The organism is Lysinibacillus sp. PWR01, from assembly GCF_043359455.1.
In the GTDB taxonomy this organism is placed as follows: Bacteria; Bacillota; Bacilli; order Bacillales_A; family Planococcaceae; genus Lysinibacillus; species Lysinibacillus fusiformis_F.
Map to the genome: position 1 here is coordinate 169,791 of NZ_JBHERJ010000067.1, position 25,044 is coordinate 194,834.

Here is a 25,044-nt window from a genome sequence, read left to right on the forward strand (position 1 = left end):
TAGCATTAAGTCTTTTAGTGTTGTTAACTTCTAAAAGGTCACGTAACTTGATGCCTCAAATGCGATAGCATATTCACCATATTTAGCTTCTTCTTTAGGTTGGTCTAATCGAACTCCGTCATGTTCAGCTCTATAACCACCAAAATTCTTAGATGGGAATACAGATTCATTTTCGATTGCATGCTCAACAATAGCACGATAAACATTTTCAGCTTCATCATTATTTGTGAGTTCAGTAGTTCCTAAAATATGTTGCTTATACCCCTCATCATTTGAAGTAATTAGTTCAGCTACCTTTAGACAATCAACATACTGTATAAATGCCTCAAGTTCATCTGGATGAAATCTCCCCCTATTTACTAACTCCCTTATCAGTTCTTATTGTTTTTTCTTGCAATTAAGGTCAGAACAAAGGCAGTAAATTGGATTAGTATTGCCCCATTTGCTTGTAAACTTGGCAATATAGACATTACCAGTGAATTCAGGATGTTCTTCAAGTAGTAGTTCTACTTTCCAATCAGTTTCTACTTCTTTGATACCATTTGGGAATTGAATATCCATCTGTAGTAATACCCCATTTTTTACTTTTACTTGGTTCTTTGCAGATTGATTTTTACTCATTAATACCATTCCTCTCTAGTAGAATTTTTTTTTCTACTTAAAGAGCATCTTTTGAAAATCACCCCAAATATATTCAACTCACCCTTCTAATAAATAAAAAATGAAGAAAAATTTCACTTATACCATCATTTTTTTAAACTCTTACTGCACTATGTCTTTTTTCATAAAATCAAACTCATTTTAAAAACTTTTTTGAAGTGATGACTGCGACCTAATTATCAATACTAGTGATTGGGTGAGTGGGTGTTCGGTTATTATGGGGAATGTTAAAAATGTAAAAAGCTAATACTCAAGTTGAATGGGAAATTTGAAAATGGCTGAGTTACTTGGGTTTGCGTGGTGTGGGATAAAATGTTGTTGTTCTCTGGATGGTATTTATTTTTGCTCAGTCTATCTCTAGTTTATATATTTCTAGACGCCGACTAACTGTTAATTCATTTTTACTCTGGATTCAAGTTTCAGATTTCCTTTAACAAATGGTTGCTCGGGTGTTTGGGTAGAAAAAAAGGATGTAGGTTGGAATGGGTAAGCTAGATACAAGAAATGTTACAAATTCTGAGTTGCTTGAGTTCGTTTTTTGGTGTGGGTGAAGTATTATTGGTACTCAGTTTATACTGTTCTATTCAGACTCTCTCTATCTACTATGTATTAGCTCAATCAATCATGATTGATTTTATTCTCATAAACATATTTTCAATAATCAATAATTATTTATTGGAATATCCACACAAAACATATGTTCCTATTAGAGGAATATTGTTTTCGAAACCATTAAATACTCAATGAATAAAAATAAGATGCCAATTTTTATGACATCTTAGAATGTATCCTCATAATCTTCATCTTCTTCACCCAACAAATTCAATAAGAATTGTTTATACTATCCCCCCTTTCCATCTAACTCCTTGCTAATGGTAGGTACTTTTTTATTAAAATTAAAAGTTCGGTATCCGAGTAAGATTTTATATTTAACTGCATCCGGTTATTAATTAAAGTAATTAATTGTTGGATAGCAGGTATTAGAAATTTAAAACTATTCCTATACTTTCCACAAATAATTAGTTCTTGATTTTCGTGATATTGTAATTCAGGTAATCCTTTTTCGCGTATTCTAATAAATAATGACATGCCTATAGTTTTAAGGTGTCTATATAACAAGTCATTTTTAGTTTGGTCTCTTTTTACTTGTTTTCTTTTTTTGTGATAATTACCATCAAATTCAATGCCTATAAGTAAGGAACTTTCTAATAAATCTATTTCAATACGACGTCCACTTTCCCACGTTATATCAAGATATTGCTTATCAAAATCACCAATAATTTCATTTAATATTAATTTTAATAATCTTTCACTTCTTGAAAAATTATGGGAAGAATTATGAATTGGACATCCTTGATTTTGTGCAGTTCTTTGTCGTACTTCTTTTAAATAATACATCCTGCAACGGCTGCACCAAAACGGATATTTAGCTGAAGTGCTAGGTAATATCGATTCAGAATTGAAATTAGGATTTAACTCTTTGGCGATAACTGGATACTTAATTTTAAGATTGTTTTCTACTGTTGCTTGTTTTCCGTTACACTGTGGGCATGCAATACGACCATACGTAAAATCAGCACACCTTTGTTTTTGTTCTTCGTATATTCCCCAATTATGTTCCTCACATTTTACATAAATGTAATCATTAGAAGTTGCAGCTTTAGTAGAAGGGATGTAACCCATTGCACTATTTCTTCCCTTGTGCCAATATTTATCGATATGTTCATGGTTAGCTTTGGTTTGAACACTTACTTCTATATTCGTACCTTTACAAAATTGACAGACAACCCCACCCCTTACTATAGTTTGATAAACCTTCTCTGGTGATTTTACTGTAAATAGACAATTAGGATTATTGAAATCACAAATCCAGAATGCATTGTATTTATCTTTTACTGTAACAGTATTAAAACTTTTCCCAGCTACTTTTTTGTTTTTTTCAGTCGCCCATAATGATAACATTTTCTTTTTTGCTCCTGATTCATTACTCAATTTAAACCACTCCTTATTTTTCTATAAGGACATTCTGTTAAAGAGATATAAATTTTATACAAAAAGTTTTATTATTCTCATTTTTTATAAAAAAATACATTTTCGGTCAATTATTTTTTACACATTTTTTAATTAACAATGTTAATTGTATTTCGTAATTGAAATGTGAGCCATATCGCAACCGAAATATTAGAACATTCTGGTAGACAAGATTATCGAGAACTAAATGAGCTATTTTTGTCCAAGCAGAGCAATCGCCTTATCAATTTTCTTAATCGTGTTATCAAATCCAAAATTAGTTACTTTGGTGTGAGGCTGTGTAGATTTTCTCTTTATAGTACGTTTCAAGCCCATGTTTGACCCTCCTGCATAGCTTTTTCATTAAAATTCTCCTTTAAGACAAGGTTGGTTCAATTTTAACATTAAATAACGCTCTGAGATGCTGCGAAAAATCATTTTAAAGAAGACTGTTCGATCCACTTGTTCTGAATGACGATAACATATAAATAGAATCTCAGAGAAAAGTTACCCAACGTAAGTTTTGGGACGAAATAAAACACTTAAAACGTTGTCATACCAATGTACTAAGTGTTTTTCTGCATTTCATTCATATACACCTTTTATGCACTATCGTTTAAACTTACCGTTTTAATCAATCTTTATTCCAAGTCAACCAGAGTAGTGTAGAGATTACATCCTATTCTTCAGCTGATAAATCAAATGCTGTCACTCTATGTATTTTAGGCACTATGATACCCGATTCTTTCAACTGAATACCCTATATGCGTGCCTGCTCTAATTAAAAAAATATGTAATACTCATTACTTAAGATGATATTTTGTGTCGCTTCCAACTCTAAATTACATAACGAACAATTCTCCATACCCCCTCTCTTCGAATCTAAAATTTCCAATTATACAACATAGCTACCTAATTTAAATGTTCAGAAGTAAACAATTTTAATTATCTTATTCCTAGCTTCTGTCCGACTTAGAAAGCTTATAAATAGCTGAATCTACTTATTCGACACTTTTTTTGAATCATCTTTTCTGGAAGTGTATAGAATGTCGTATTAATGCTTAAACAACCTACCTGGCTTAATAACACTTACCATCTATTATGGAGGAACAAACAAATGGAAAACTTAACTACACAAAACATTGAAAAAAACATTGTAACAGAGCTTGAATTTACTCTTGATAATAACTTTGAACAAATCTTTGAAAAATGCTTATTGATTCGTGGCGTAACGATAGTTAACTTTGTCGAAGCGAGTGATTCTCAAAAACGAAAATCAATCACTTTTTAACAAATGTACAAGAATAAAAAAATAATAGAAAACACAAAAGGAGATCATTTTAATGACAACAATGAACAAAGCTGTTAAAGGTACAAAAAATCAAATTGAAAAATTATTCTATACCCCAGATGAATCGGACGAATTCATTCAAAAGTTGAAAGCAACAGATGATATTTCAAAAATCGCAAGTTTTCTCTTGGGCTTACGCAAAAATGAGCTCCTTGCACTGCAATGGCAAGATATTGATCTTCAAAACAAAACAATCCGTATTCACCAAACCATTAGTTTGGACGGAATGAATGAGCCTTATATTAAAGTTCCGAAGAGCTATTGTGAAAGAACGCTTGATATTGAAGAGGAAACTTTGCAAGCATTATTTAAATGGCAGGAGCTCCAAGCAGAGCAATTAAAATGGCAAAGTCTTGAGCATCAAGGCGATAAGCAGTTTATCTTCCTAAACAATAAAAATACTTTTTACATCAACTCTAATTTAAATAGTTGGTTAAAAAAATTCCATACTCAACATGGCTTAAAGCTTGTTTCAGTTCACGGCTTACGTCACACTTGTGCTACCCGCATGTATTACCAAACAAAAGATATTAAATTTATCCAACATTTCTTAGGTCACATAGATATAATAACAACAATAGATTTGTATATTCATTGCATCCCTGAATTAGATAATATATTAGTAAAGCCATCTAATCAAACTGTATAAATGATTGTTAATTAAATCTCCATCCGTGCCAAAGTACATTTGTATTTTGGCACTTGTTCTTTCTCTATTTTTAACAGGTATTCACAATAAGTAGTGGAATAACTTATTTGATTGCTATTGAGCACTCAATAATTTTGATGGAATGTGCTGCATATGTTTTCAAATAACTAACCAGAGTACTTATTTTTAGCAATCGGATAGTGATAAATTTCAATATCTGAATCAATGAAACCTCTTCGCTTTGCCCCATGCAACGTTTGATACATATTCTCTCTACCAACAGGGTTGTCCGTATGAATATATATTTTGTTTGCCCGTAACCCTTTTTCACAAATATATTTTACTAAGTCATAACCTGTTGGCAATAGCTTACCTTGTAGATTTTCTCCTAAATCATGGTCAAGAGAAAGTATATCTACTTCGTGATTTTCAAGTAAGTGAATTGCTTCATGAAACGTTCTTGCCACAACAAAACCACTCGGACAATCTCTTAAATCATCCACATAGAGATTTATTTTTTGTGTACCCAAAATAATCACACCCTTAATGCATCGTTTGTTTCAATTGTGTAGTGTAATAAAAGATTTTGCAAACATTCAACCACTAATTACAAATAGCCTTTTTGCTATCACCATTATTTCTACATTAAATGCTACCAAAATAAAGGTAGCTGATTTATTGGGAAACCATTTTTTATACGCTATACTTACAATATGGTTAATCGCAGCATTAACTGTACCCCTAGTTTCCCTGTATGGTTCTAGGAGGCATATTAATGAAAGACCCTATTAAATCATATACAAAAAAAGATGGCAAGACCTACTACATGTTTAAGCTTTATTTAGGAATAGATAGTCAAACAGGCAAACAAATTCACGTTACTAGACGAGGCTTTCTAACAAAAAAAGAGGCTAGTCTCACTTTAGCTCAATTAAGAGTCGAAGTTAGTAAAGGGGAGTATAAGAAGCCTATAACTGAAACATACGAGGATCTATATAATGTCTGGATTCAACACTACGAAAGAACGGTCGAAGAAAGTACATTTGTCAAAACACTAGGAATTTTCAGAAATCACATTCTACCTGCTTTAGGTCACTACCGAATTGAGAAATTGAGTATAGCAATCTGCCAAAGCTTTGTTGATGACTGTTCCTTGAAACTAAAAAGATTTCGAATGGTTAAAACTTACGCATCTAAAGTAATTGATTTCGCTATTAAGCGTGAGTACATCAGCTCTAATCCATTCAAGCTAGTGGATCTTCCAAAAATCAAAGCTTCTAATGTACTAGTTAGCGAGGTCAACTACTATTCAAAGGAGCAGCTAATTAACTTTCTTCAATGCTTAAAGCAATATGGTTACGCTCAAATAACCGCATTTTTCTACCTGCTTGCTTTTTCAGGCATCCGTAAGGGGGAGGCACTTGCATTAACTTGGGCGGATTTAAATTTCGATACAAAGGAACTGCTCATTACAAAAGCTCTTTCAAGAGGTAAAAATAATAAGCTTTATATCAAATCAACTAAAACCGATACGATACGCCAGCTTTTAATCGATGACGAAACATGCAGCATCTTATCCGAATGGAAAAAGATTCAGCAAGTTAAATTTCCAAATGCGAATGACAAAAGTCAATTAATGTTTACAAACGAACAAAATGGCTTATTGCAACAAACGGTTCCTAGAAAATGGCTCATGAAAATCATCGACAATTACAGCTTGCCCTATACACATGTTCACTCATTTCGTCATGTACATTGCTCTTTACTTTTCGAAGCAGGTGCAAGTGTCAAAGAAGTACAAGAACGATTAGGTCACACAGATGTGCAAACAACGCTTAACATCTATACGCATCTATCAAAGCGTGCAAAAAATGACACAATTAATAAGTTTGTGACGTACTTAAACTCATAAACTTGACCCAAAAGTGACCAGATTTTTAGCCAGATTCCGATAGAAATCCCAGAAAACTCAGTACAACTAAAAAAGAAAAAACCCTTGATATACAAGGGTTTTGACCACTCTAGATAACTCTAGAAAATTAATGTATGGAGACGGCGGGAGTCGAACCCGCGTCCAAAGACTCCAATACTTCAGCTTCTACGCGTGTAGTTTGCCTATTTAGGATTCACGTAACATTATGCCGACAAACAGGCGTCCTGTACGCTAACCTGGAAATCTCTTGCCGATGACTCAGGTGGTACTCCATACCATATTTATATAGTTAAGGTGTATTACATTTAATATAAACTCGGTTTTGTAAACCTTCCTTTATCCATTATAGCGTATTTTTCCAAAATAAAAAGAGAATCTTTTAATAGATACCCTGAATCCTCTATATATTCACATATAGATTGCTAAGTGTACATAAACTACGTGTTTCTTGCCTATCTAGATATCTCAATGTTTCACCCCTAAACAATGGGCATACTGTTTTCAGACACATCCCAAAAAAGCACTCGAAAGAGTGCTGTGATTTACTGCATATTTCGCACTGAATGAAGGTATTTATCTTATTGTTCCTCTATTCAAAAATATTTACATAGTATTGAGAGAGTCCATCAAGTTACCAGCAAAATTTCTTAGGGTCATATAAGCTATAATCCCAAACATTAAAAGCAAACCAAGTCCCAGTAATAACTTTTTAGTTTTCATATAGGATACCCTTCCTTATGTAATTTAAATATTATGCTGTACTTCATACTTAATCATTCATTATATCCCTTTCAAAGTCCTCTACAGATTTATAAGAAACATATTCGCCTTTTTCAAACTGTTCTTTACCACGTCTGATTGCTTCACGTTCTTCTTCAGTGGGTTCAAATTCAGGTATAGCCATCTTCAGTAAAACCGTTCGTAATTCTGAAAGCTTTTCTTCAGGAATTTTGTCCACCAGTTCATAAAAGTAATCTCTGTCTGCTTTCATACTTTCAGCCCCTTCAGATTAATACATTCTATTGAGTACCGTTCTTTAATCTTTCTAGCATTTCAGCGTACTGTGCTTTTCGGTTCTTTTCACGTTGTATTTCTTCTTCAGCTAGTTGACTGATTCTATCAAGACTTTTGTCGAGTGAATCTAATTGTGTGTGCATTGAATCAAAACTTGTGTGCAATTCTGTGTTAAGTTCTTTTATATTTGCATGAAAGCTATCCATATTGCACTGAAGTTCCTTCAGCATGTCTATAAACACTTTTGCTTCTTTATCATCCATTGTTCAATTCTCCATTCCTGTTCATTTAAGGTTTTCAATTATTTTATCCAGCATAGTGTGTGTTTTAGCGTACCGTTCTTTCATGTTTTCAGTGTGTTCACTGAAGGTGGTACGTATTTCTTTTATGTCAGCATCTAGTGAATCGAACCTTTTGCCCATTGAATCAGACATTGTATTCAGTGTGTTGGACATTTCCACCAGCATGTCCATAATCGCTTTTTTAGCTTCATTGTCGTTCTTATCATCCATTGTTAATTTCCCCTTTCAGTCGGAATAAAAAGGCACTCATTTGAATGCCTTGTTTTATTACTTGTCTATTACATTTAAAATCATACTGTGCTTGCCAACTTCACCAGCTAGGTAATTAATATACCCTGCATGTTTAGCTGTTTTCTGTGTGATAGTGTCAACATTTTCAACTACTCTATTGTGTTCTTCCGTAGAAACCTGTTTGAACTCATTTACTTCAATTCGTAGTTCTTTGATTTCCTTTTCCAAACCATCAAAGCGTTTGTCCACTGCATCAAAGCGTTGGTGCATGTCTTGCTTCATTTCTTTCATATCAGATTGCATACCTTGTAGCAATTCCATAATTTGTGTAAGTTCGTTTGTATTGTCATTTTAGTACACATCAGTATATTCAACTTCATCCTAATAAGTAGCTACTTGGATTAACTTTTCCTTCAATAAATTTATATCTTTATTTTCTTCCGTAGAAGTACAATATTCAAAATTACATCATCAGTAGCTTCATCCCTGACATTGAAGCCAGTGAACTTTAATAATATAGAAAACATCTTTAAGGAAGGTTAGCCAACTGGTCGTTGTCTGATGTATTTTCTAAATATTCAGTTTCAATGTAAATACTTATGTTCATAGTTTAATTTATTGTAGTAAAGTAGCGTCTGTTATCACTAACATCTTTTCTAATGATTCAAGTTTGGTTTCGACTACCCTAAGACGCTGGTGTACTTCAGCAACTTCTTTCTTCAATTCTTTAATCTCGCCTTTCAAGTCTGTTTTCATTACACCTATATCTGTAGAAATTTCTTGAAGTCTCTCGATAATCTTTAATGTTTCAATTGCCATATTCCAACACCTCTAAACATGTATTTTAAGTATATATTAATTATGTATTAGTCATATTTTAACATGGGTTGTAGCATAATAACATGGGATTTAAGTGCTGTTTGACTAGAATAAAATGTATAACAATGCAAAAAAAATCCCCTACCAGTTCATAACGAACTAATAGGGTGACAACTATGGGGGCATAGCTGGTAATAAAACAATCTGAAGATGGCTGAAGTCTTCAGATTGCTACTAGATTGTAAAGTCTTTTAATTTCGCAACACTGTAAGGATTGCTTACCACAATTGAGACGTACCATTCAATTAAAGTTTCGTAGGTAGTACCACGTAACCCATTATCTACGGCTGTAATTTCACCAGCTTGGATACCTGTTACAGATTCAGGACCAAGTGACATTGCATAGATAGCGTTGTCAGGTAAATACATGTCCTCTACAACTGCAATACGAACTTCACCGAAGCGTTGAACAGGTCGCCCAAAGGCATCTTGTGAAGGTTCAATGAAGGCTTTCTGTGCCATGAACAATTCATTTACTTTACGGCGTGTTTTTTTGTTCATAAAGATAACGTTAGCATTGCCCTGAACCTTATCTAACAGCTGGTGGATTAATCCTGTGTGTAATGGGAAGCCACTAGCATCAACTACCTGTGTAGCGTCCATTCGCTTATTTAAGCCGTCAAACTCCATAGGGTTTACAGATGAATCACCGTGGAAGAAAGTCTGTGTAAAGTGGTTGGCAATAGCCTTTGCCTTGCTTGCTGTGGCTTCAGCACGTACATTGTTTAGATTTCCAGTCAATTCAATATAACGGTCAACTTCAACCTTTGAACCTAGTCTGCGTAGTTCCTCGAAGTGTTCCGAATTGGTAGGGTTCTCAACAATATATTCTTCATTTACTGCACGAAAAGTTGCACCACCGTCTGTTTCTTCACGGATAAAGCCATACGTAGCACCAAAAATCGTTTCGAATGGCAATACTTCTAATACAGCTGATTCACGTGCAATCGTTTGGATGATACCTTTCTTCATTGGGTTGCTTGTTAAGTAGCTAGCTTCAGTAAGTGTAATTCCTGGCATATAAAATCAATCTCCATTTCTTTGTAAGTTTTTTGCAATGAAAAAAGCCAACTGGATTTCATCAGTTAGCTTTGTTGGGGTGCATGGGTGCACTAATATTTGGTTGTTTTAAAGGTTGTTTTCTACTTCATGAATCGAAACTGTTGCACCAGCACCTAAAATCTCCATTTTGTATGGCAGATAGACGTTAGGTTGCTTTCCTAAATCCACTAAGAAGCTTTGCAGTAGTCCTTCTTCTTTAATTGCAGAATCATACTGTTCACCTAAAATTGAAAGCTTTTGCAGATATTCACTCTTTGCTTCTGCAATGCCTTCTTTAATTGCTTGTATTTCCTCTTGCTGTGCCTTATTCATTTCTGCTTTGTTAGATTGAATCTCCGCAATCACGGCATTTACATCTTCGGTCTTATACAATTCAATTTGTTTCATTTCAAGCTGGATAGATTGAATTTTATCAGTCATAGATGTCACAACTTGCTTCTGTTCCTCATACGTTTGTTCAGAAACTTGCTGAAGCAATGCTAGTTTGTGATAATCCTTTAACTTTTTTTGTTCATCCTGAAGGTGTAGCTGTAGCTGAACCAACTCTTCTTGTTTACGTTCCAATGCAAGTTCATAGCTTGTGGATGCATCGGAAGCTTTGTTCAACAAGCCAGCCACTATTTTCTTTATATTTTTCATAGTATCTATTCCCCTTTTTGAATATTAATCTTCAATTGTTCAATACCTAGCCCTTCTTCATAAGCCTTCCCAGCAATTGTGTCTTGCGTTCTTCCACACTCATAGCATTGGAAGTCCCAGATGAAGTTTTAGTCAATCCTAATCGTTCCATTTGAATGCGTTTGTCATTCTCTGCTAAATACCCGAATACATCCATAAACAACTCTGTTTCTTTAATAGTAGGATTTTCTTTATAAGGAATCTTCAAGATGTGTTTTTTCATTTGCTGAAATGCATCCTTTTCATCTGCTGGTATAACAAGATTCTGTATATCTGCCATGTACTTTATGAAGGAAGGAATATCGAGAAAGTCATACCATGTATTTGTGCTGATTCTATTTGATTTACAGAAACCAGCTATGGTATGCCCTTCCAGCATCTTTGCACGGGTGTACTGTTGTGCAAGTGCTACATGCCTATCTGTTAAATCAGGGGGCACGGGAACAGTCTTTAATAACTTTTCATCGTATATGGTCATACTAACTCACCTCCAGCACTTCAATTTGAACTGTTTTTTTACTTTTTACGGTGGCATCTTTTAGCAATCGCTTTTGTAATTTGTCTGTGTAGTAGCTGGTTTCTAGGATTCTATCCAACCAGTACAAAGCCAACTTCTTGTTAGGGTGCTTATAATTTAATTCACGCTGAACATCTTCCAAAGTGGCAATTAATCTTGCCTTGTTCTGCTTGCCATATGATTTGAAAGTTTTCAGGTGTTCTTGTAAGTCTGAATGCACCGAATTAGCCTGATACTTGAATGTGATTTCACGGGCTTCAGCAATCGCTGAAGTAAGTTTGCTGTTTACGTGAGAAGAATCATATTCACTCTTTCCAATGGTGAAAATAAGATACTCAATTTTTGTTTGTAGTGTCATAATTGTTCACCAGCTTTCGTTTTTAATACTGCTTGTGCTTTTGATGATTCAGCTACTAACTGCTGAAGCACCATCAGGTCAAGTTCCGTTATGCCGATTTCCTTTGCAAGTTCTTTCATACGTTCAGCAACTTTTGCTGGAATCTCAATAGTGCCAATTTCATAACAAGCAATCGTACTCTGTGATTTGCCAAGTAGTTGCCCTAATCCAGTTTGATTCAGTCCACAAAAGCCCCGTAATATGCGAAATAGTGCAATGTTCATTTTTTTACAAGCCCCCTTTTATACTCTTTGTGCTGATAATTTATTAGTCATAAGGCAATAGAAAAAGGACACCCCTGAAGGTTGCCCGTTAGTCTAATATGTAGTAGTGAATGGCTGATTCAACTATATGCTTTATGCTTAGTACTCTCTATATATAGAGTTCGTAAAAATGGGTATTTGTAAGACATGGATTCTAAAAACGGTTATTTATACCCATGACACATGGCTGGTACACCACTGTGGAAAGCACAGGAAAACTTACAGTACAAAAAATTAGAAAAAAATTTATTGTTGGGTATCCCATATTTCAGAATCACTATTTATGGATGCCCCCCCTTGAAATTTTCAGGACATAAATGCAATAGATGCAATTTACAGCAAGCGTTCAGACGGATTCAGGTGGGTACTTATACGTTTAGAAGGATTTCACTTGCTTACAAGTCACTTTCACGGTAGTTACAAGAAGGGATTCTGGTGGATAGAAGGCATTCAGGTCACTTACTGAAAAGGTACTTAAAATATAGGGTGCTAAAAATAGGATATCCATTTTTAAAACACATAATTAATAAAAAGAGTATCCCTGTCCCCCGTGCTACCCCCTATCAATTTTTATTATTACTTTATTTTTGAACATTAATATTCAAGCATACAATTCACTTCGTTTGTATGAAAATGATACTTATTAAAAATGAATTCCTTCTTCATATGGAGTACGAATGTGGATATGGATGGGTCGGAATGGATATGGGTAGTAGTAGGCCGTGGTTGATAGTAGCGTAACCCTATTAAATAAAGCACACCCACCGTCTAAAAGTTACAACTTCAGGACACCCAAAAAAGACAACCCAAAACATCTAAGAATAATACTTTACATTATCTAAAAGTTAGTCTAGAATTAATTGTACATAAGTCCTTTAGACTTTAAGACTGAAAAAGGAAAGTGATACATATGGAAATTATAGGCTATGCAAGAGTTTCAACAAAGGGACAAGATTTGACTAATCAGATTGAAGTATTAAAGGACTACGGCTGTGAAAAGATTTTCATGGAGAAGGAAAGTGGTACAAAGTCTGATAGACCAGAACTGAAGAAAGCACTGGAATATTTACGTGAAGGCGATAAGCTGGTAGTTCACAAATTGGATAGGCTAGCACGTTCTACATTTGACCTTTTAAAGATTGCTGAAGATTTAGAAGCACGTGGAATTGGGCTAATATTCATTAAAGAAGGCATTGATTTCACTACACCTAATGGAAAGCTAATGCTTACAATGCTAGGTGCTATTGCTACATTTGAACGGGATTTAATCAATGAAAGAACGTCAGAAGGTAGAGAACGGGCAAAGGCAAAGGGTACACATATGGGGCGTGTTGGACAAGATGAAAAGCAAGTACAGAAAGCATTGTCACTCTTTCAGGATAGGGGCAATAATGGGTTATCAGTTAATGAGATTGCAAAAATGACTGGTGTACCCCGTTCAACCATATATGCAAAGGCTAAAGAACTGGTTTGATTACACTGGTTCTTTTTTTACTTCTTTGTTCAGGTACACTTCAGGAACACACCCCATCTAAGCCCACACACTTCATTTTAACAGGCTTCATTTATTCTCCAATATGAACATATGAACCGCTAGAACGCCTTCAGTGACGGGCTACAATCGTTATAAATTGCCTGTAAAAGAAGATAGGCACTCATTTTCGTTTACGTCCACGGGGTGCATTATATGGGAATTTCAGCTGTATTTTCACCAGTCATTCCACTGATATACAGTCACATTTATGACACAGATACCTAACACTTTCAGCACCATCAATAATTTCAGCCATTCACATTTCAAAAGCAGCTACATTAAATTTTTTATACAAATAAATTTTAACAAGTACCAAGTACCCTACTACCCTTACGATATCTGAAAATTAATATTCAATATTTAGCGTAATAGTTCAAGGTCAAAACATCAGCCGAAACAAGTTTCGACTGCACTAAATCATCACTATATGCCTTTTCATTGTTAGCTGAAGAACTATACGTGCTACTTTTCAGATAGCATTTTTTCATTTTAGCGTGGAAGTGCTTTTCTTCCACATGCGAAGCATCTTCTTTTTTCTTTTTTATACTCGTCTCTTTTAAAGGAAATCTGCTACAAACCCAGTCATATCAAGGGTTTCAGCAAACGTTTACTAAGCAGTGAAAGTAAAGATTTTTTTCAACATCAAATTACTTGTCTGAATATCCCCATTTCCCTGTTTAAAGGTATGAAGAAACATTTACGAAATCGGGGGAATATCACCATGAATCTAATCAATCCAGTACGACAACTAAACACTCCAACAATCAAAGTCATTGATTCAATTATGGGAAGTGGGAAATCCAGTTGGGCTATCCATCACATGAACAATGCACCAGCACGGCAAAAATTCATCTACATAACACCATTCACGGATGAAGTGAAACGTATCATTTCAGATTGTACCAGTAGAGAATTTGTTCAGCCATCAAATGAAGATGGCACAAAACTTGAAGATATTAAACGCCTGATTTCTGAAGGTGCTGATATTGCTTCAACTCATTCGTTATTCCAGCGTGTGGATGCGGAACTATTAGACTTATTAGCAAGCGAAAACTATACACTTATTTTGGATGAAGTAATGAATGTAATTGCACCATTAGAAGAATATACAAAGTCCGATTTACGGCTATTATACAGTGAAGGAATTATAAAGGTGGATGATGGGGGTTTTGTACGCTGGAATAAGCCTGAATACGATAGCGATGACGGTTATTTCACTAAAATACGCAACCTTGCTAACGCTGGAAATTTGATGATGTATGAGAATGATGAAGGGCAACCCGTTGTCTTGTATTGGACATTTCCAGCAGAATCTTTCCATTGTTTTGATGAAATTTATTTACTGACATATTTATTTGATGGGCAAATTCAACGGGCATATTTTGACCTGTTCAGAGTTCAATATAATTATCATTCTGTTGCCAACATTGAAGGCACATATCAGCTAACTGAATACAACCAATATCACAACGAACAGCTTGCACATATCAGGGACAACATTAATATTTACACACCTTCACCAGCTGATAGAAAGGATATGAACAAAGTTGGCGATAAGCGTATAGATTTCAGCATGAGTAATTTGCGAACAAGAACCAAACAAACAGCAATAAAAAAGGTACTCAAAGATAACGCTTATAATTTCTACCGCAATAAATGCAAGGTTTCAACGGATGAAGTCATGTGGACAACATTCAAAGAATTTCAAGATACATTAACACCAACGGGTCTGAAAAATTCCTTTGTTTCCGTGAATTGTAGGGCTACCAATCAATATCAAGATAAATCTGTATGTATTTATCTAGCAAATCGTTTTATGAATCCAGTAACAAAGAATTTCTTCTTTAAGCATGGCGTTCAGGTTGATGAAGATACTTTTGCCCTTTCTGAATTGCTTCAGTGGCTGTTTAGAAGCCGTATCAGACATGGGCAACAAATAAACGTATATATCCCATCAAAGCGTATGAGAACACTTCTGACTGACTATTTGGAAGGGGACTTGTAGTATGGCAAATAGCATATATAACGTAAAACTCACTGATAAGGATGTTTACAAAATCCTATATCTAAACAAGGTTAAAAAGCTTCTTCCTTATCAGATAGAAAAACAATTTCCAGTATCAAAGGCAACAATTAAAAAAATCGTAAATGGCAAAAGCAGAAAAGACTGTTACTATTCATTTATGGACTACATGGAACGCCATCCAAGAAAAATAAAGAAGCTATTTCCTGACCTTACACAACAACAATTAAACGGTATGGAAAATGAGTCGAAGGGGAAATCTGAAGGATAGGATATTCAAATTCCAATAAGCCCACCGTTTCAAGAAAGCCCATCAACTAAAGGTGGGCTTTTCTTATTTTTCCAGGTTTTTCTACCCTAAATTTACCTCAATAATACAATTAACACCAATGCCCTATCAGCTATGCAATGTGTGGTAAAAATTGTGCCTTGCGATACAGTTGCAAAATGAATACCATTAACATTGTTTGTAGAAAGGTTTGGTGAAAATATATGAATTTAAAAACTGCTAAGGAAGTTATTAAAGAACTACATGTAACAATGAAGTCAAATATGAGTTCAGAAGAAAGAATGAACTTGGAGGTTTTACTTATTGAATATTATGTAGACGAAATAGTTAAACAAGAAAGCATAGAAACACTTCAAGGAACAGCTTTAAATTAAAATCCCATATTGCGATAAAAAAAGCATTCTATATACTTGTTTAAAAAGGGGAACGAAGGTGGCTGTTAATGGTTGATAACAAAAATTCTTTATACGGTGAATTATCGTTAGAAATGTTAGCAGGGTTTTATTATCATATTAGCAAAAATATAGAGAATGGAATTTTGTCTAATTCTATGTACCACGAGATAGATTTAATTAAACAAGTAGCTAAAAGAAAAGGTGTCTCATTGACATACTTATATAAGCAGGGTTCACTTCTAAAATGATATATTAAGTGTTATTCCATATTTCCACATTCATAAATAATACATTTCAAACCCAAGCTAATATAGGGTGATAGCAAATGCATGATACCGTTTTTTATTTAAAATCCTTAAATTCTCCACATGGAATAGGAATATTATTCTTAACTGGAATTGGTCTAATCATTTTATTGTGCTAGTGGTTATATAAAGGCGTAGACAAACAGAACTAATGTTTTCCCATATACAGACTCCAAAAGATTGATTTTACGGGCATATATTACTTCCGAGTAACTTAAAACATGCCCGTATGATTCTGTATTCTTGCAATTAACGTATCAACAACTTTTTCGGCTGGTAAAGCGTGTGGAAGTGCTTGAACGTATGAAAGGGTTGCTACTACTTCCAGCGTTAGAAATGGCGACAACACAGCAAGTTGCAGATTTTTATGAAGTTGATAGAACAGTAATTTATCAAATTTCTAATAGACATAAAGACGAACTACTTTCTGATGGGTATTGCAAAATGACGGGTAAGGATTTACGGAATTTTTCAGGGTTTGACACAATGTCAAACGCTAAAATGACAGATAAAGTAAACCACATATTAATTGAACACGGTGGTGTAGAAACAAAATTAAGTAATTCAGTGAACACCTTTTTCCCAAAACGTGCCATTTTACGTGTAGGAATGTTGTTACGTGATTCAGTGGTTGCAAAGGAAGTTAGAACACAGCTATTTCCGATGGCTACACAGCCAAAAATGGTAAAGAATTAAAAGAGTTCATGCAATAATCATAAAAAACAAAGTCGAGTTCCAGTATGTTAAGGAATCGACTTTTCTTATTGAATCTTATTGAATTAAAGCACTTGTTAGTTGAATAATAAATGAATCTTAAATTGCTTTAATAATCTCTACTCTATTTCCAAAAGGGTCTCTAAACTCAAAACGTTCAAAATTTGGAATTGGTACTGAATCCAATATTTTTATATCATTTTCCACCAATACTCTCCTCCAATATGATACATCTTCTACTTGGTATGCTAAGTGGGCTTTCGTTGTTAATCTATCAAAGCCATCTTCTGTTCCTACATGTATCTCTTTATCATCAACTTGTAACCAAAAGCCCCCTCTCCCTTGAAGTGAAACGGGCTTTTCAATTTCTTCTAATCCTAACACATTACAATAAAATTTCTTACCTTCTTCTTCAGCACCTTTCGGAATAGTTATCTGTGCATGATGTAATCCAAGAATCATATAGATACCCCCTGAGTATTAAAACTATTTCTTTTCATTATTATAGTACTAAACGATATATATAAGTAAATAATGGAATATTTATGTAAATTTATAATTATTTCTTATTAAAATAACTGGGCAGTTTAGTTGAATAGCAACAACAGCCATAAAGAAAGAATCGTAAGGAACTTAAAAGCCCTTCTGATTCCATTTAACAAACTCGGTTTTTGCAAATATACTGTCTATTGGTCCATCATCATTTTTTATAAACAGACTGTCTAAATGGTCTTTAACTTTTGAATACTCCTTTATCAGTGCTATTCCCATATAAGTTTTAATAAATTGGTTGACTAACTGATGCTTGTTATAGCGATTTTCATTTTTTTCATAAAAATCAGCCATCTTACATCCTAATTCAATTGGGTATATCTTCATAGAATTTTGTCCACCGTCTACTAAAGTAACGCAAAACATAAAAAACTTTGTCACTTCACCAGTAAAATACTCCAGCTTTTCATCTGTAACTTTATCCAACATTTTCACTCCCACTCACCCATAATAGATTCCCTAAAGATATATCCTTACAGGTAGATACTTCTCTTTTAATCTGTCACTTGTACTAATTTATCTTCAACTACTTTCAATACAGGACTTTCAAATGCTTTACGTATATACTCGTAATCTTCTTTTAATTCATCAAATGATTCAGCAGGCATTATTTCACCCCACGCATAAGGCTTATCGTTTTCATCATAATGAACTTCACATATCTCAAAGTATGGTTTGTTCTGTTTATTAGTAAATTCAACAACTCTATAATTCCAGTACATAAATGCCCTCTCCTTCATAAATAAAAACATATACACCTATATCTTAATTTGAATCCTTAATGAAAGTACAATCTTATTTTTCTAACATTACGTTATATCGTATAACGATAGTACATGAGACAAATCGACTGCACAACCTTGTCACAATTATAAATCCACTTCATTAAATCTCACTTTCAGTAAAATAACTCTTTACAGTTTTAACAGTTCCCTTCACCATGAAACCGAGATATGGAAAACGGCTGGTGCAAAAAATGATTGCCTACGTTTCAGAAAACTAAATTAATAGAATCTGAAACATAGACAAACATCTGCATTATGTATTTTCATGAAACGTCAATTATGGTTTCCGTATGTATGCCCTTGTTTAAATGCGTGATTTCTCACAATACACCTACTGCACTACTATTGCCCCCATGAGTTCATACAATCCGTTAAATAGCGTTCTTGCTATAAAACGTTAATACATATCCAACTATTGTGGAACTCTGTAAAATCGTATTCTATGGTGTATCTTGCGTTGCCGTAACAACTCAATACTTCCACTCCTGACCGATTATGTGCGTCAACCACATTCAGATACCCAAGCCAACAAGGAAGCTTGTAGTGGTATCCTAGACGTTTGTGTGCGATGGGAACGTCATAACCTGTCAAGTTTAGTTTTAATTGGTGTTACTAGGTTTCCACCAACGAGTTTTTGCTAAAAAAGGCAATAGCAAACTAGGCCTTTGCTTTTTAACTTTTTTTCAAGTAAAATAAAGGCAATATAACTCATATTCAGTTATCGATTGTGGGTCGATTTGTTAATGGGTTCGCACTACTATGTCGCAAAACATATAGTGCACTTCTTCAAGAGGGTGTTCCTAGCACTCTCTTTTTTATTTGTCTATAAATAATCCTTTAAGCTACGTGCCACTTCTTCCACATTGAGGTCTAAATATTGCGTTGTTACTGCTAAATCAGAATGACCTAATGCCTTACTGATTAAAGGCACACTAGCCCCTTTATTCAATAGATTTTTCGCATATCCCCTTCTAATCGCATGTGGGTTAATATTTTCTAATCCAAAACGCTTTGAATATTTATTGAGTTGCTTAGAAATAGCACAGTTAGATGATTTGGATGTACTCATGGATAAACCGTTCTGTGTAATGAACACGCTTTGGTTGTTAATCTTGTAATGCTGACGTATCTTTTTATTTTGTTTAATAAGTAGTTGCAACATTTCTGTCAATTCATCATCCAAAGGAAGTTTTAAGAATTTGTGATTCTTTAATGTTGAACCATCTAAATTTAGGCATTGCTGTTCAAAGTCAACATGCCTTTCCTTCAACTCGCAAAGTGTATGAATACGGATTCCAGTTCTGTACATCAGCAAAATTGCGGTAACGTCTCTAAATCCTATGAAGGTTGATTTATCTATGAAGTGAATCAATTTAAAAATATCGCCTTCTTTAGCTGCTGCTTTTACCTCTGTATCAACCTTTATTTGAATCTTTAACCAGAACTTATCTTTCAGCCAATCATTGAAATAAAATTTTCCTAACACGGCTTTAATGGTCTTTAAACGTATTTTCTTCGTTTGCTGTGAAACATCTAGACCTTCTAAATAGCTATAAATTGTATCAATTGTAATTTCTTCTACATAGAGAATCTTGTTAGCTTCACAAAATCCCCGAAAAATATAATTATAGCTATCAATAGTACGAGGTCTATTGCCAGCAATGTTCATTTGCTTAAATACTATTTCTAATGCGTAATCAATTGGTATCCAATGATTGTTACTAGCTTTAGGATTAACGTGACGTGCATTTCCCATCGAAAACACACCATGCTTTCTGCTTTTATCCAAACAAAAAACCTCCTATTCATCGTGTGAATTAGAAGGTTTATAAACGCAAGTATTCAATTAAATGTACCCTTAAAAACGAAAAAAGTTAGGGAGTCTTTTTGAAAGTTTAACACCTTCATCAAGTTACCCTAACTCTTATAAACGTTGATATAACAGCATTTCTACTGTTAAATATCTTGTATGGAGACGGCGGGAGTCGAACCCGCGTCCAAAGACTCCAATACTTCAGCTTCTACGCGTGTAGTTTGCCTATTTAGGATTCACGTAACATTATGCCGACAAACAGGCGTCCTGTACGCTAACCTGGAAATCTCTTGCCGATGACTCAGGTGGTACCATCGACCGTATCCCACTAAAGTTGGGCCCCACGTTCTCTACATGGGCGATAGAGAGGCAGAGCGCTTACGAGCTTACGCTGCGAAAGCTAAGTTTTGTTGTTTGCCAGTTATTATATAACTGTCGTTGATGACGGAGCCGAGCCCTCCGACGCGCGACTAAAGCTTGAACCATCCCTGTCGAATCCGTAACGTCCCCTTGAATATGAATCGAAGCGGTTGGGCCTCGTTCAAACAAAGAGCTAGAATTGCTTCTAGTACGGTGGGAGCTTAAAAGTATGCTTCCATGAAATCTGGCAATCAGTAATACATATTATAAAACAAAACTATTGATAGTTCAAGTATCCCGCTATCGTAGAAAAAATTGGCTTAGATACTTAGGGTATCCGTTAGATTGAGCTTACTATCCACCACTTTTGCTTTGCTATCCACCACTTTTCAACCTCTATCCGTCACTTTCGCCAGTCTATCCGCCACGCCCAGCACCACTGCCACCCAACAACCGAAAAAAGCTCACCGCAGTCCAGCAGTGAGCTTTCTCCAAATCTATTAATATTGATTTTTGGATTTGAAGGTACGTTCCATTTCGCGTTTGGCTTCTTTTTTGCGCATGTCGTTGCGTTTATCGTAGTCTTTTTTCCCTTTGCCGACGCCGATTAAAAGCTTGGCATAGCCGTCTTTGATGTACATTTTCAATGGGACGATTGTGTAGCCGTCACGCTTTACGGCACCGACTAGCTCGCCGATTTGCTTTTTGTGGAGCAGCAGTTTGCGGGCGCGCAGTGGGTCGTGATTGAAACGGTTGCCTTGATCGAAGGGGCTAACATGCATGTTGCTAATCCATGCTTCGCCATTGGTGATTCGGACATAGGAGTCCTTTAGTTGGGCCTTGCCTGCACGGATGGATTTGATTTCTGTGCCTGTTAGTACCATGCCTGCTTCGATTGTTTCTTCGATGAAGTAGTCATGGCCTGCTTTTTTGTTTTGTGCTAATACTTTACCAGTACCTTTTGCCATATTTTTCACCCTCTACTTAAAAGGTTGAGCTTAAGCGAAAGCACCCTCTCAATGGACACTTTCGCTTAGGCTTATTTACGTTTTGATTTTTTCTTTTTGCCTTTTTTGGCAATGCCCTCATAGAACTTTTGCTTTTGCTTCACGCGTTTTTTAGGACCTGGGCTTGAGTCATCTTTGCGGCGACCACGTGGGTCACGGTCGCTTTCACGACGTTCACCTTGCTTGGCGCCACGACTTCCTCGGTCTTCCTCTTGGCGACCGCCTCTGCGATTGCCCCCACGGCTGCCTCGTTCCTCATCACTGCGTGTGCTTCGGCGACTGCGTTCACCTTTGTTATCGCTGTAATTTTTACGTGCATGAATAACAGTAGGTGCTGCTTTGCGTGTTCGTCCATATGAAGTTACCATTCCTACGATTTCAAAGTCAATGGATGACTCCTCAATAATGACATTGGCCACACGAACGGTTACTTCATCACCAATACGGAATTGGCGATTCGTTCGTTCCCCAATCATAATCATTTGACGATCATCAAAACGGTAATAATCATCTGTCATATTGCTAATATGGACAAGTCCTTCGATTGTGTTTGGTAGCTCCACAAAAATACCGAAGTTTGTAATCGATGAAACAATTCCTTCGAATTCTTCGCCAATTTTGTCGGACATATATTGTGCTTTTTTCAAAGCATCAGTATCACGTTCTGCATCAACAGCACGGCGTTCACGCTCAGATGTGTGATCGGCAATTTCATCCATTGCCATACTCCACTGTGCAATTGTTTCTCTAGATGTATCCTTATTAATTAAATACGTACGAATTAAACGGTGTACGATTAAGTCTGGATAACGACGAATTGGTGATGTGAAGTGTGTATAGAAATCAGTTGATAAACCAAAGTGACCAATGCTTTCAGGATAGTACTTCGCCTGCTGCATCGAGCGTAAGAGCATTGTTGAGATAACAGGCTCCTCTGGCATACCCTCAATGGCCTTTAATACATCCTGTAATGCCTTAGGATGAACCGTATTACCCGTACCTTTAATTAAAATACCAAAGTTTGTGACAAATTCAAAGAAGCGTTGAAGCTTTTCAGGCTTTGGATCTTCGTGAATACGGTATAGGAACGGTACATTCATCCAGTGGAAATGCTCAGCGATTGTTTCATTGGCAGCTAGCATGAAATCTTCAATTAATTTCTCCGCTACTGTCCGTTCACGTAATTCAATATCAACTGGCCATCCTTCTTCGTTCACGATCACCTTGGATTCTTTAAAGTCAAAGTCAATCGCCCCTCGTGTTTCACGTTTACGACGTAAAATACCAGATAGCTCAGCCATATTTTTAAACATTGGAACAAGTGGTTCGTAGCGTTCGATTAGTGCCTCATCCTGCTCCTCTAAAATCATGTAAACGTCCTTATATGTCATACGCTCTGTCGTTTTAATGACACTTTGGAAAATTTCATGTGCAATCACATTGCCATTCGCATCAATAATCATTTCACAAGATAGTGTTAAACGGTCAACCTGTGGATTTAATGAACAAATGCCGTTCGATAAACGATGTGGAATCATTGGAATTACACGGTCCGTTAAATAAACACTTGTCGCACGATCATAAGCTTCAATGTCAATGACTGAGCCTTGCGTTACATAATAACTTACGTCTGCAATATGTACGCCAAGCTTATAAGTACCATCTACATTTTTTGTTACGGTTACGGCATCATCCAAATCCTTTGCATCTGCACCATCGATCGTCACAATCGTTTCATGACGTAAATCACGACGGCCTACTAAATCGGCCTCAGTAATTTCATCTGGCACGCGCTGGGCAGCAGCAATGACTTCATCCGGGAATTCAGGTGGAATGTCATGCTTATATAAAATGGATAAAATGTCCACACCAGGGTCATTTTTATGCCCTAAAATTTTCGTAATATAACCTGTAGCAGATTTTAAATCCTCCGGCCATGTTGCTACCTCAACAACAACCTTATGTCCATCGACAGCGCCTAATGTATCTCCTTTGGCAATAAAGATATCCATTGGTAGCTTTTTATCATCTAAGACAACAAAGCCAAAGCCACGATTTGCCTGGAATGTGCCGACAAAGCTTGTTTGACCACGCTCTACAACCTTTGTAACCGTACCCTCACGTCGATCACCGAATGATTCCTTTAAAACACGAATCAGAACAATGTCTCCGTTAATAGCGCCATTAATTTCGTGAGGTGGAATGAACACATCATCCATGCCCTCGACATCAGGTGTCACGAAGCCGAAGCCCTTCGCATGTCCGATAAATTTACCTCTTAGCAAATTCATACGCTCCGGTAAGCCATAGCGATTGGAGCGAGAACGTACAACTAAGCCTTGCCCTTCCATGCGGACAAGTGTTTTCACAAGCTCCTTGAACTCCTCCGCATCCTCAAAGCCAAATTCATCCTCGATTTCACCGACAGTTAGTGGTTTATAATCTTCTTTGCTGAAAAAATCGAGTAAACGACTTTGTAGTGTATCTTTTTGGTCTTTCATACATATTCCCTCCTTCATGAGAAAATCCTATTTATTATTTATTGTGCCCAATTTAGGCTTTCTAAAAAGCGATAAATATCTTCATGTAATTGATCTTTTTCTTGATCTAATGTAATAACATGTTTTGAGTTTTCATACCACTTGATGTGCTTTTCAAGTGACTCAGTTTGATTATATATAATGTTGGCAGATTCTGTCTCTATTACTTCATCATTTGTAGCTTGTACGACAAAAATAGGCGCATAAATCATGTCAATTTCTTGACGAGTACGGGCTATAAATTCTCGCAACTGCTGTAGAGATGGCATGCCATTTTCAGCAATGAGCGCAACTTCAGCTTCAATTTGTTCTTCCTGTTTCCCTTGGAACTTTTTATAGTCCCTTGCATATTTCAAGACACCCTCAAACATAACGTCGGTTGTACGCATTGTCATGGGGGCGCACATTGTGACAATTCCTTTAACAGGATTATTTAATGCAATGTTTAACGCCATGACACCGCCTAATGAAAGGCCAGCAACGGCAATTTCCTGATAGCCAGCATCCTGTAACTGTTTGTAGGCGGCAACGACATCCTGCCACCAGTCTGCTGGTCCTGTTGTGATTAGTTCTTCTGGTTCCACACCGTGACCTTTATAGTGAGGTGCTAATGTAGTATACCCTTTTTTCTCTAAAAATCTACCAAGCATTCGCACGTCTGCAGAGCTTCCTGTGAAGCCGTGTAATAATAAAACAGCACGTGATCCTGCTTGAAAGAAAAATGGCTGTGATAATGTTTTGTTCACTGTAAGCACTCCTTCATTCTAAAACACTTATACAT

General features: G+C 35.8%; 30 protein-coding genes and 1 other RNA gene. 9 read left to right on the forward strand and 22 right to left on the reverse strand.

Annotated features, from left to right (window positions below):
* Nucleotides 1-378: 378 nt before the first annotated feature.
* The 3 genes from ACEVFT_RS14060 to ACEVFT_RS14070 all read right to left on the reverse strand — a co-directional run bounded on the left by ACEVFT_RS14060 (nt 379) and on the right by ACEVFT_RS14070 (nt 3,006).
* The gene (locus ACEVFT_RS14060; RefSeq protein ID WP_393950450.1) at nt 379-621 is read right to left on the reverse strand and encodes a hypothetical protein; all 243 of its coding nucleotides are present in this window, start codon (nt 619-621) and stop codon (nt 379-381) included.
* A gap of 897 nt (nt 622-1,518) precedes the next feature.
* A complete protein-coding gene (locus ACEVFT_RS14065) occupies nt 1,519-2,652 on the reverse strand; it encodes a hypothetical protein (protein ID WP_393950452.1) in 1,134 nt (377 codons plus the stop codon).
* A gap of 231 nt (nt 2,653-2,883) precedes the next feature.
* Nucleotides 2,884-3,006, reverse strand: coding sequence for a hypothetical protein (locus ACEVFT_RS14070; protein ID WP_393950454.1), 123 nt, complete (start codon nt 3,004-3,006; stop codon nt 2,884-2,886).
* 781 nt (nt 3,007-3,787) lie between these two features.
* Here ACEVFT_RS14070 and ACEVFT_RS14075 point away from each other — a divergent pair.
* Nucleotides 3,788-3,961 (forward strand): hypothetical protein, encoded by a 174-nt coding sequence (locus tag ACEVFT_RS14075; protein ID WP_393950455.1) that lies wholly within the window; start codon nt 3,788-3,790, stop codon nt 3,959-3,961.
* Nucleotides 3,962-4,013: 52 nt separating this feature from the next.
* Entirely contained in the window at nt 4,014-4,670 is a 657-nt protein-coding gene (locus ACEVFT_RS14080; RefSeq protein WP_393950456.1) for a site-specific integrase, read from the forward strand.
* A 167-nt stretch (nt 4,671-4,837) separates the two neighbouring features.
* Here the strand turns inward: ACEVFT_RS14080 and ACEVFT_RS14085 are convergent, their stop codons facing one another.
* Nucleotides 4,838-5,200 carry a cyclic-phosphate processing receiver domain-containing protein gene (locus ACEVFT_RS14085; protein ID WP_393950457.1) on the reverse strand — a complete coding sequence of 121 codons (363 nt, stop codon included), beginning with the start codon at nt 5,198-5,200 and terminating at the stop codon, nt 4,838-4,840.
* 245 nt (nt 5,201-5,445) lie between these two features.
* Here ACEVFT_RS14085 and ACEVFT_RS14090 point away from each other — a divergent pair, with 245 nt between their 5' ends.
* Nucleotides 5,446-6,582 carry a site-specific integrase gene (locus ACEVFT_RS14090; RefSeq protein ID WP_393950458.1) on the forward strand — a complete coding sequence of 379 codons (1,137 nt, stop codon included), beginning with the start codon at nt 5,446-5,448 and terminating at the stop codon, nt 6,580-6,582.
* Nucleotides 6,583-7,372: 790 nt separating this feature from the next.
* Here the strand turns inward: ACEVFT_RS14090 and ACEVFT_RS14095 are convergent.
* The 10 genes from ACEVFT_RS14095 to ACEVFT_RS14140 all read right to left on the reverse strand — a co-directional run bounded on the left by ACEVFT_RS14095 (nt 7,373) and on the right by ACEVFT_RS14140 (nt 11,907).
* On the reverse strand, nt 7,373-7,594 hold the full coding sequence (locus tag ACEVFT_RS14095; protein WP_393950459.1) for a hypothetical protein: 222 nt from the start codon (nt 7,592-7,594) through the stop codon (nt 7,373-7,375).
* A gap of 28 nt (nt 7,595-7,622) precedes the next feature.
* Entirely contained in the window at nt 7,623-7,880 is a 258-nt protein-coding gene (locus ACEVFT_RS14100; RefSeq protein WP_393950461.1) for a hypothetical protein, read from the reverse strand.
* 21 nt (nt 7,881-7,901) lie between these two features.
* A complete protein-coding gene (locus ACEVFT_RS14105; RefSeq protein ID WP_393950463.1) occupies nt 7,902-8,129 on the reverse strand; it encodes a hypothetical protein in 228 nt (75 codons plus the stop codon).
* A 57-nt stretch (nt 8,130-8,186) separates the two neighbouring features.
* Nucleotides 8,187-8,471, reverse strand: coding sequence for a hypothetical protein (locus tag ACEVFT_RS14110; RefSeq protein WP_393950465.1), 285 nt, complete (start codon nt 8,469-8,471; stop codon nt 8,187-8,189).
* Nucleotides 8,472-8,765: 294 nt separating this feature from the next.
* Nucleotides 8,766-8,969, reverse strand: coding sequence for a hypothetical protein (locus ACEVFT_RS14115; RefSeq protein ID WP_393950466.1), 204 nt, complete (start codon nt 8,967-8,969; stop codon nt 8,766-8,768).
* A 234-nt stretch (nt 8,970-9,203) separates the two neighbouring features.
* Nucleotides 9,204-10,049, reverse strand: coding sequence for a major capsid protein (locus tag ACEVFT_RS14120; protein WP_393950467.1), 846 nt, complete (start codon nt 10,047-10,049; stop codon nt 9,204-9,206).
* A 108-nt stretch (nt 10,050-10,157) separates the two neighbouring features.
* Nucleotides 10,158-10,730 carry a hypothetical protein gene (locus tag ACEVFT_RS14125; RefSeq protein WP_393950469.1) on the reverse strand — a complete coding sequence of 191 codons (573 nt, stop codon included), beginning with the start codon at nt 10,728-10,730 and terminating at the stop codon, nt 10,158-10,160.
* Between the two features lie 46 nt (nt 10,731-10,776).
* Nucleotides 10,777-11,247 carry a hypothetical protein gene (locus ACEVFT_RS14130; protein WP_393950471.1) on the reverse strand — a complete coding sequence of 157 codons (471 nt, stop codon included), beginning with the start codon at nt 11,245-11,247 and terminating at the stop codon, nt 10,777-10,779.
* Between the two features lies 1 nt (nt 11,248).
* Nucleotides 11,249-11,644: a hypothetical protein gene (locus ACEVFT_RS14135; protein WP_393950472.1), complete on the reverse strand. Its 396-nt coding sequence runs from the start codon at nt 11,642-11,644 to the stop codon at nt 11,249-11,251.
* Complete coding sequence (locus tag ACEVFT_RS14140; protein ID WP_393950473.1) at nt 11,641-11,907, reverse strand: hypothetical protein; 267 nt, start codon at nt 11,905-11,907, stop codon at nt 11,641-11,643. The genes ACEVFT_RS14135 and ACEVFT_RS14140 overlap by 4 nt, the downstream gene beginning before the upstream one ends.
* Nucleotides 11,908-12,856: 949 nt before the next feature.
* Here ACEVFT_RS14140 and ACEVFT_RS14145 point away from each other — a divergent pair.
* The 6 genes from ACEVFT_RS14145 (at nt 12,857) to ACEVFT_RS14170 (ending at nt 17,188) form a co-directional block, all read left to right on the forward strand.
* Nucleotides 12,857-13,420: a recombinase family protein gene (locus tag ACEVFT_RS14145; RefSeq protein WP_369355892.1), complete on the forward strand. Its 564-nt coding sequence runs from the start codon at nt 12,857-12,859 to the stop codon at nt 13,418-13,420.
* Between the two features lie 781 nt (nt 13,421-14,201).
* Nucleotides 14,202-15,485, forward strand: a complete 1,284-nt coding sequence (locus ACEVFT_RS14150) for a hypothetical protein (protein ID WP_340822192.1) — start codon at nt 14,202-14,204, stop codon at nt 15,483-15,485.
* Nucleotide 15,486: 1 nt separating this feature from the next.
* A complete protein-coding gene (locus ACEVFT_RS14155) occupies nt 15,487-15,774 on the forward strand; it encodes a hypothetical protein (protein ID WP_393950475.1) in 288 nt (95 codons plus the stop codon).
* A 221-nt stretch (nt 15,775-15,995) separates the two neighbouring features.
* On the forward strand, nt 15,996-16,166 hold the full coding sequence (locus ACEVFT_RS14160; RefSeq protein ID WP_333006905.1) for a hypothetical protein: 171 nt from the start codon (nt 15,996-15,998) through the stop codon (nt 16,164-16,166).
* 68 nt (nt 16,167-16,234) lie between these two features.
* Entirely contained in the window at nt 16,235-16,435 is a 201-nt protein-coding gene (locus ACEVFT_RS14165; protein WP_333006904.1) for a hypothetical protein, read from the forward strand.
* Between the two features lie 342 nt (nt 16,436-16,777).
* Entirely contained in the window at nt 16,778-17,188 is a 411-nt protein-coding gene (locus tag ACEVFT_RS14170) for a hypothetical protein (RefSeq protein ID WP_393950477.1), read from the forward strand.
* A gap of 117 nt (nt 17,189-17,305) precedes the next feature.
* Here the strand turns inward: ACEVFT_RS14170 and ACEVFT_RS14175 are convergent, their stop codons facing one another.
* The 8 genes from ACEVFT_RS14175 to ACEVFT_RS14210 form a co-directional block, all read right to left on the reverse strand.
* Complete coding sequence (locus ACEVFT_RS14175) at nt 17,306-17,668, reverse strand: VOC family protein (RefSeq protein WP_333006901.1); 363 nt, start codon at nt 17,666-17,668, stop codon at nt 17,306-17,308.
* A gap of 171 nt (nt 17,669-17,839) precedes the next feature.
* Nucleotides 17,840-18,184, reverse strand: a complete 345-nt coding sequence (locus ACEVFT_RS14180) for a hypothetical protein (RefSeq protein WP_333006900.1) — start codon at nt 18,182-18,184, stop codon at nt 17,840-17,842.
* Between the two features lie 68 nt (nt 18,185-18,252).
* Nucleotides 18,253-18,480, reverse strand: a complete 228-nt coding sequence (locus ACEVFT_RS14185) for a hypothetical protein (RefSeq protein ID WP_340822189.1) — start codon at nt 18,478-18,480, stop codon at nt 18,253-18,255.
* An 886-nt stretch (nt 18,481-19,366) separates the two neighbouring features.
* Nucleotides 19,367-20,332, reverse strand: a complete 966-nt coding sequence (locus ACEVFT_RS14190) for a tyrosine-type recombinase/integrase (protein WP_393950479.1) — start codon at nt 20,330-20,332, stop codon at nt 19,367-19,369.
* Nucleotides 20,333-20,510: 178 nt separating this feature from the next.
* Nucleotides 20,511-20,866: a transfer-messenger RNA gene (gene ssrA, locus ACEVFT_RS14195) on the reverse strand.
* Between the two features lie 350 nt (nt 20,867-21,216).
* A complete protein-coding gene (gene smpB / locus ACEVFT_RS14200; protein WP_342533377.1) occupies nt 21,217-21,684 on the reverse strand; it encodes an SsrA-binding protein SmpB in 468 nt (155 codons plus the stop codon).
* 71 nt (nt 21,685-21,755) lie between these two features.
* Nucleotides 21,756-24,224 carry a ribonuclease R gene (rnr, locus tag ACEVFT_RS14205; protein ID WP_393950480.1) on the reverse strand — a complete coding sequence of 823 codons (2,469 nt, stop codon included), beginning with the start codon at nt 24,222-24,224 and terminating at the stop codon, nt 21,756-21,758.
* Between the two features lie 38 nt (nt 24,225-24,262).
* Nucleotides 24,263-25,009: an alpha/beta hydrolase gene (locus ACEVFT_RS14210; RefSeq protein ID WP_205445392.1), complete on the reverse strand. Its 747-nt coding sequence runs from the start codon at nt 25,007-25,009 to the stop codon at nt 24,263-24,265.
* Between the last annotated feature and the right edge of the window lie 35 nt (nt 25,010-25,044).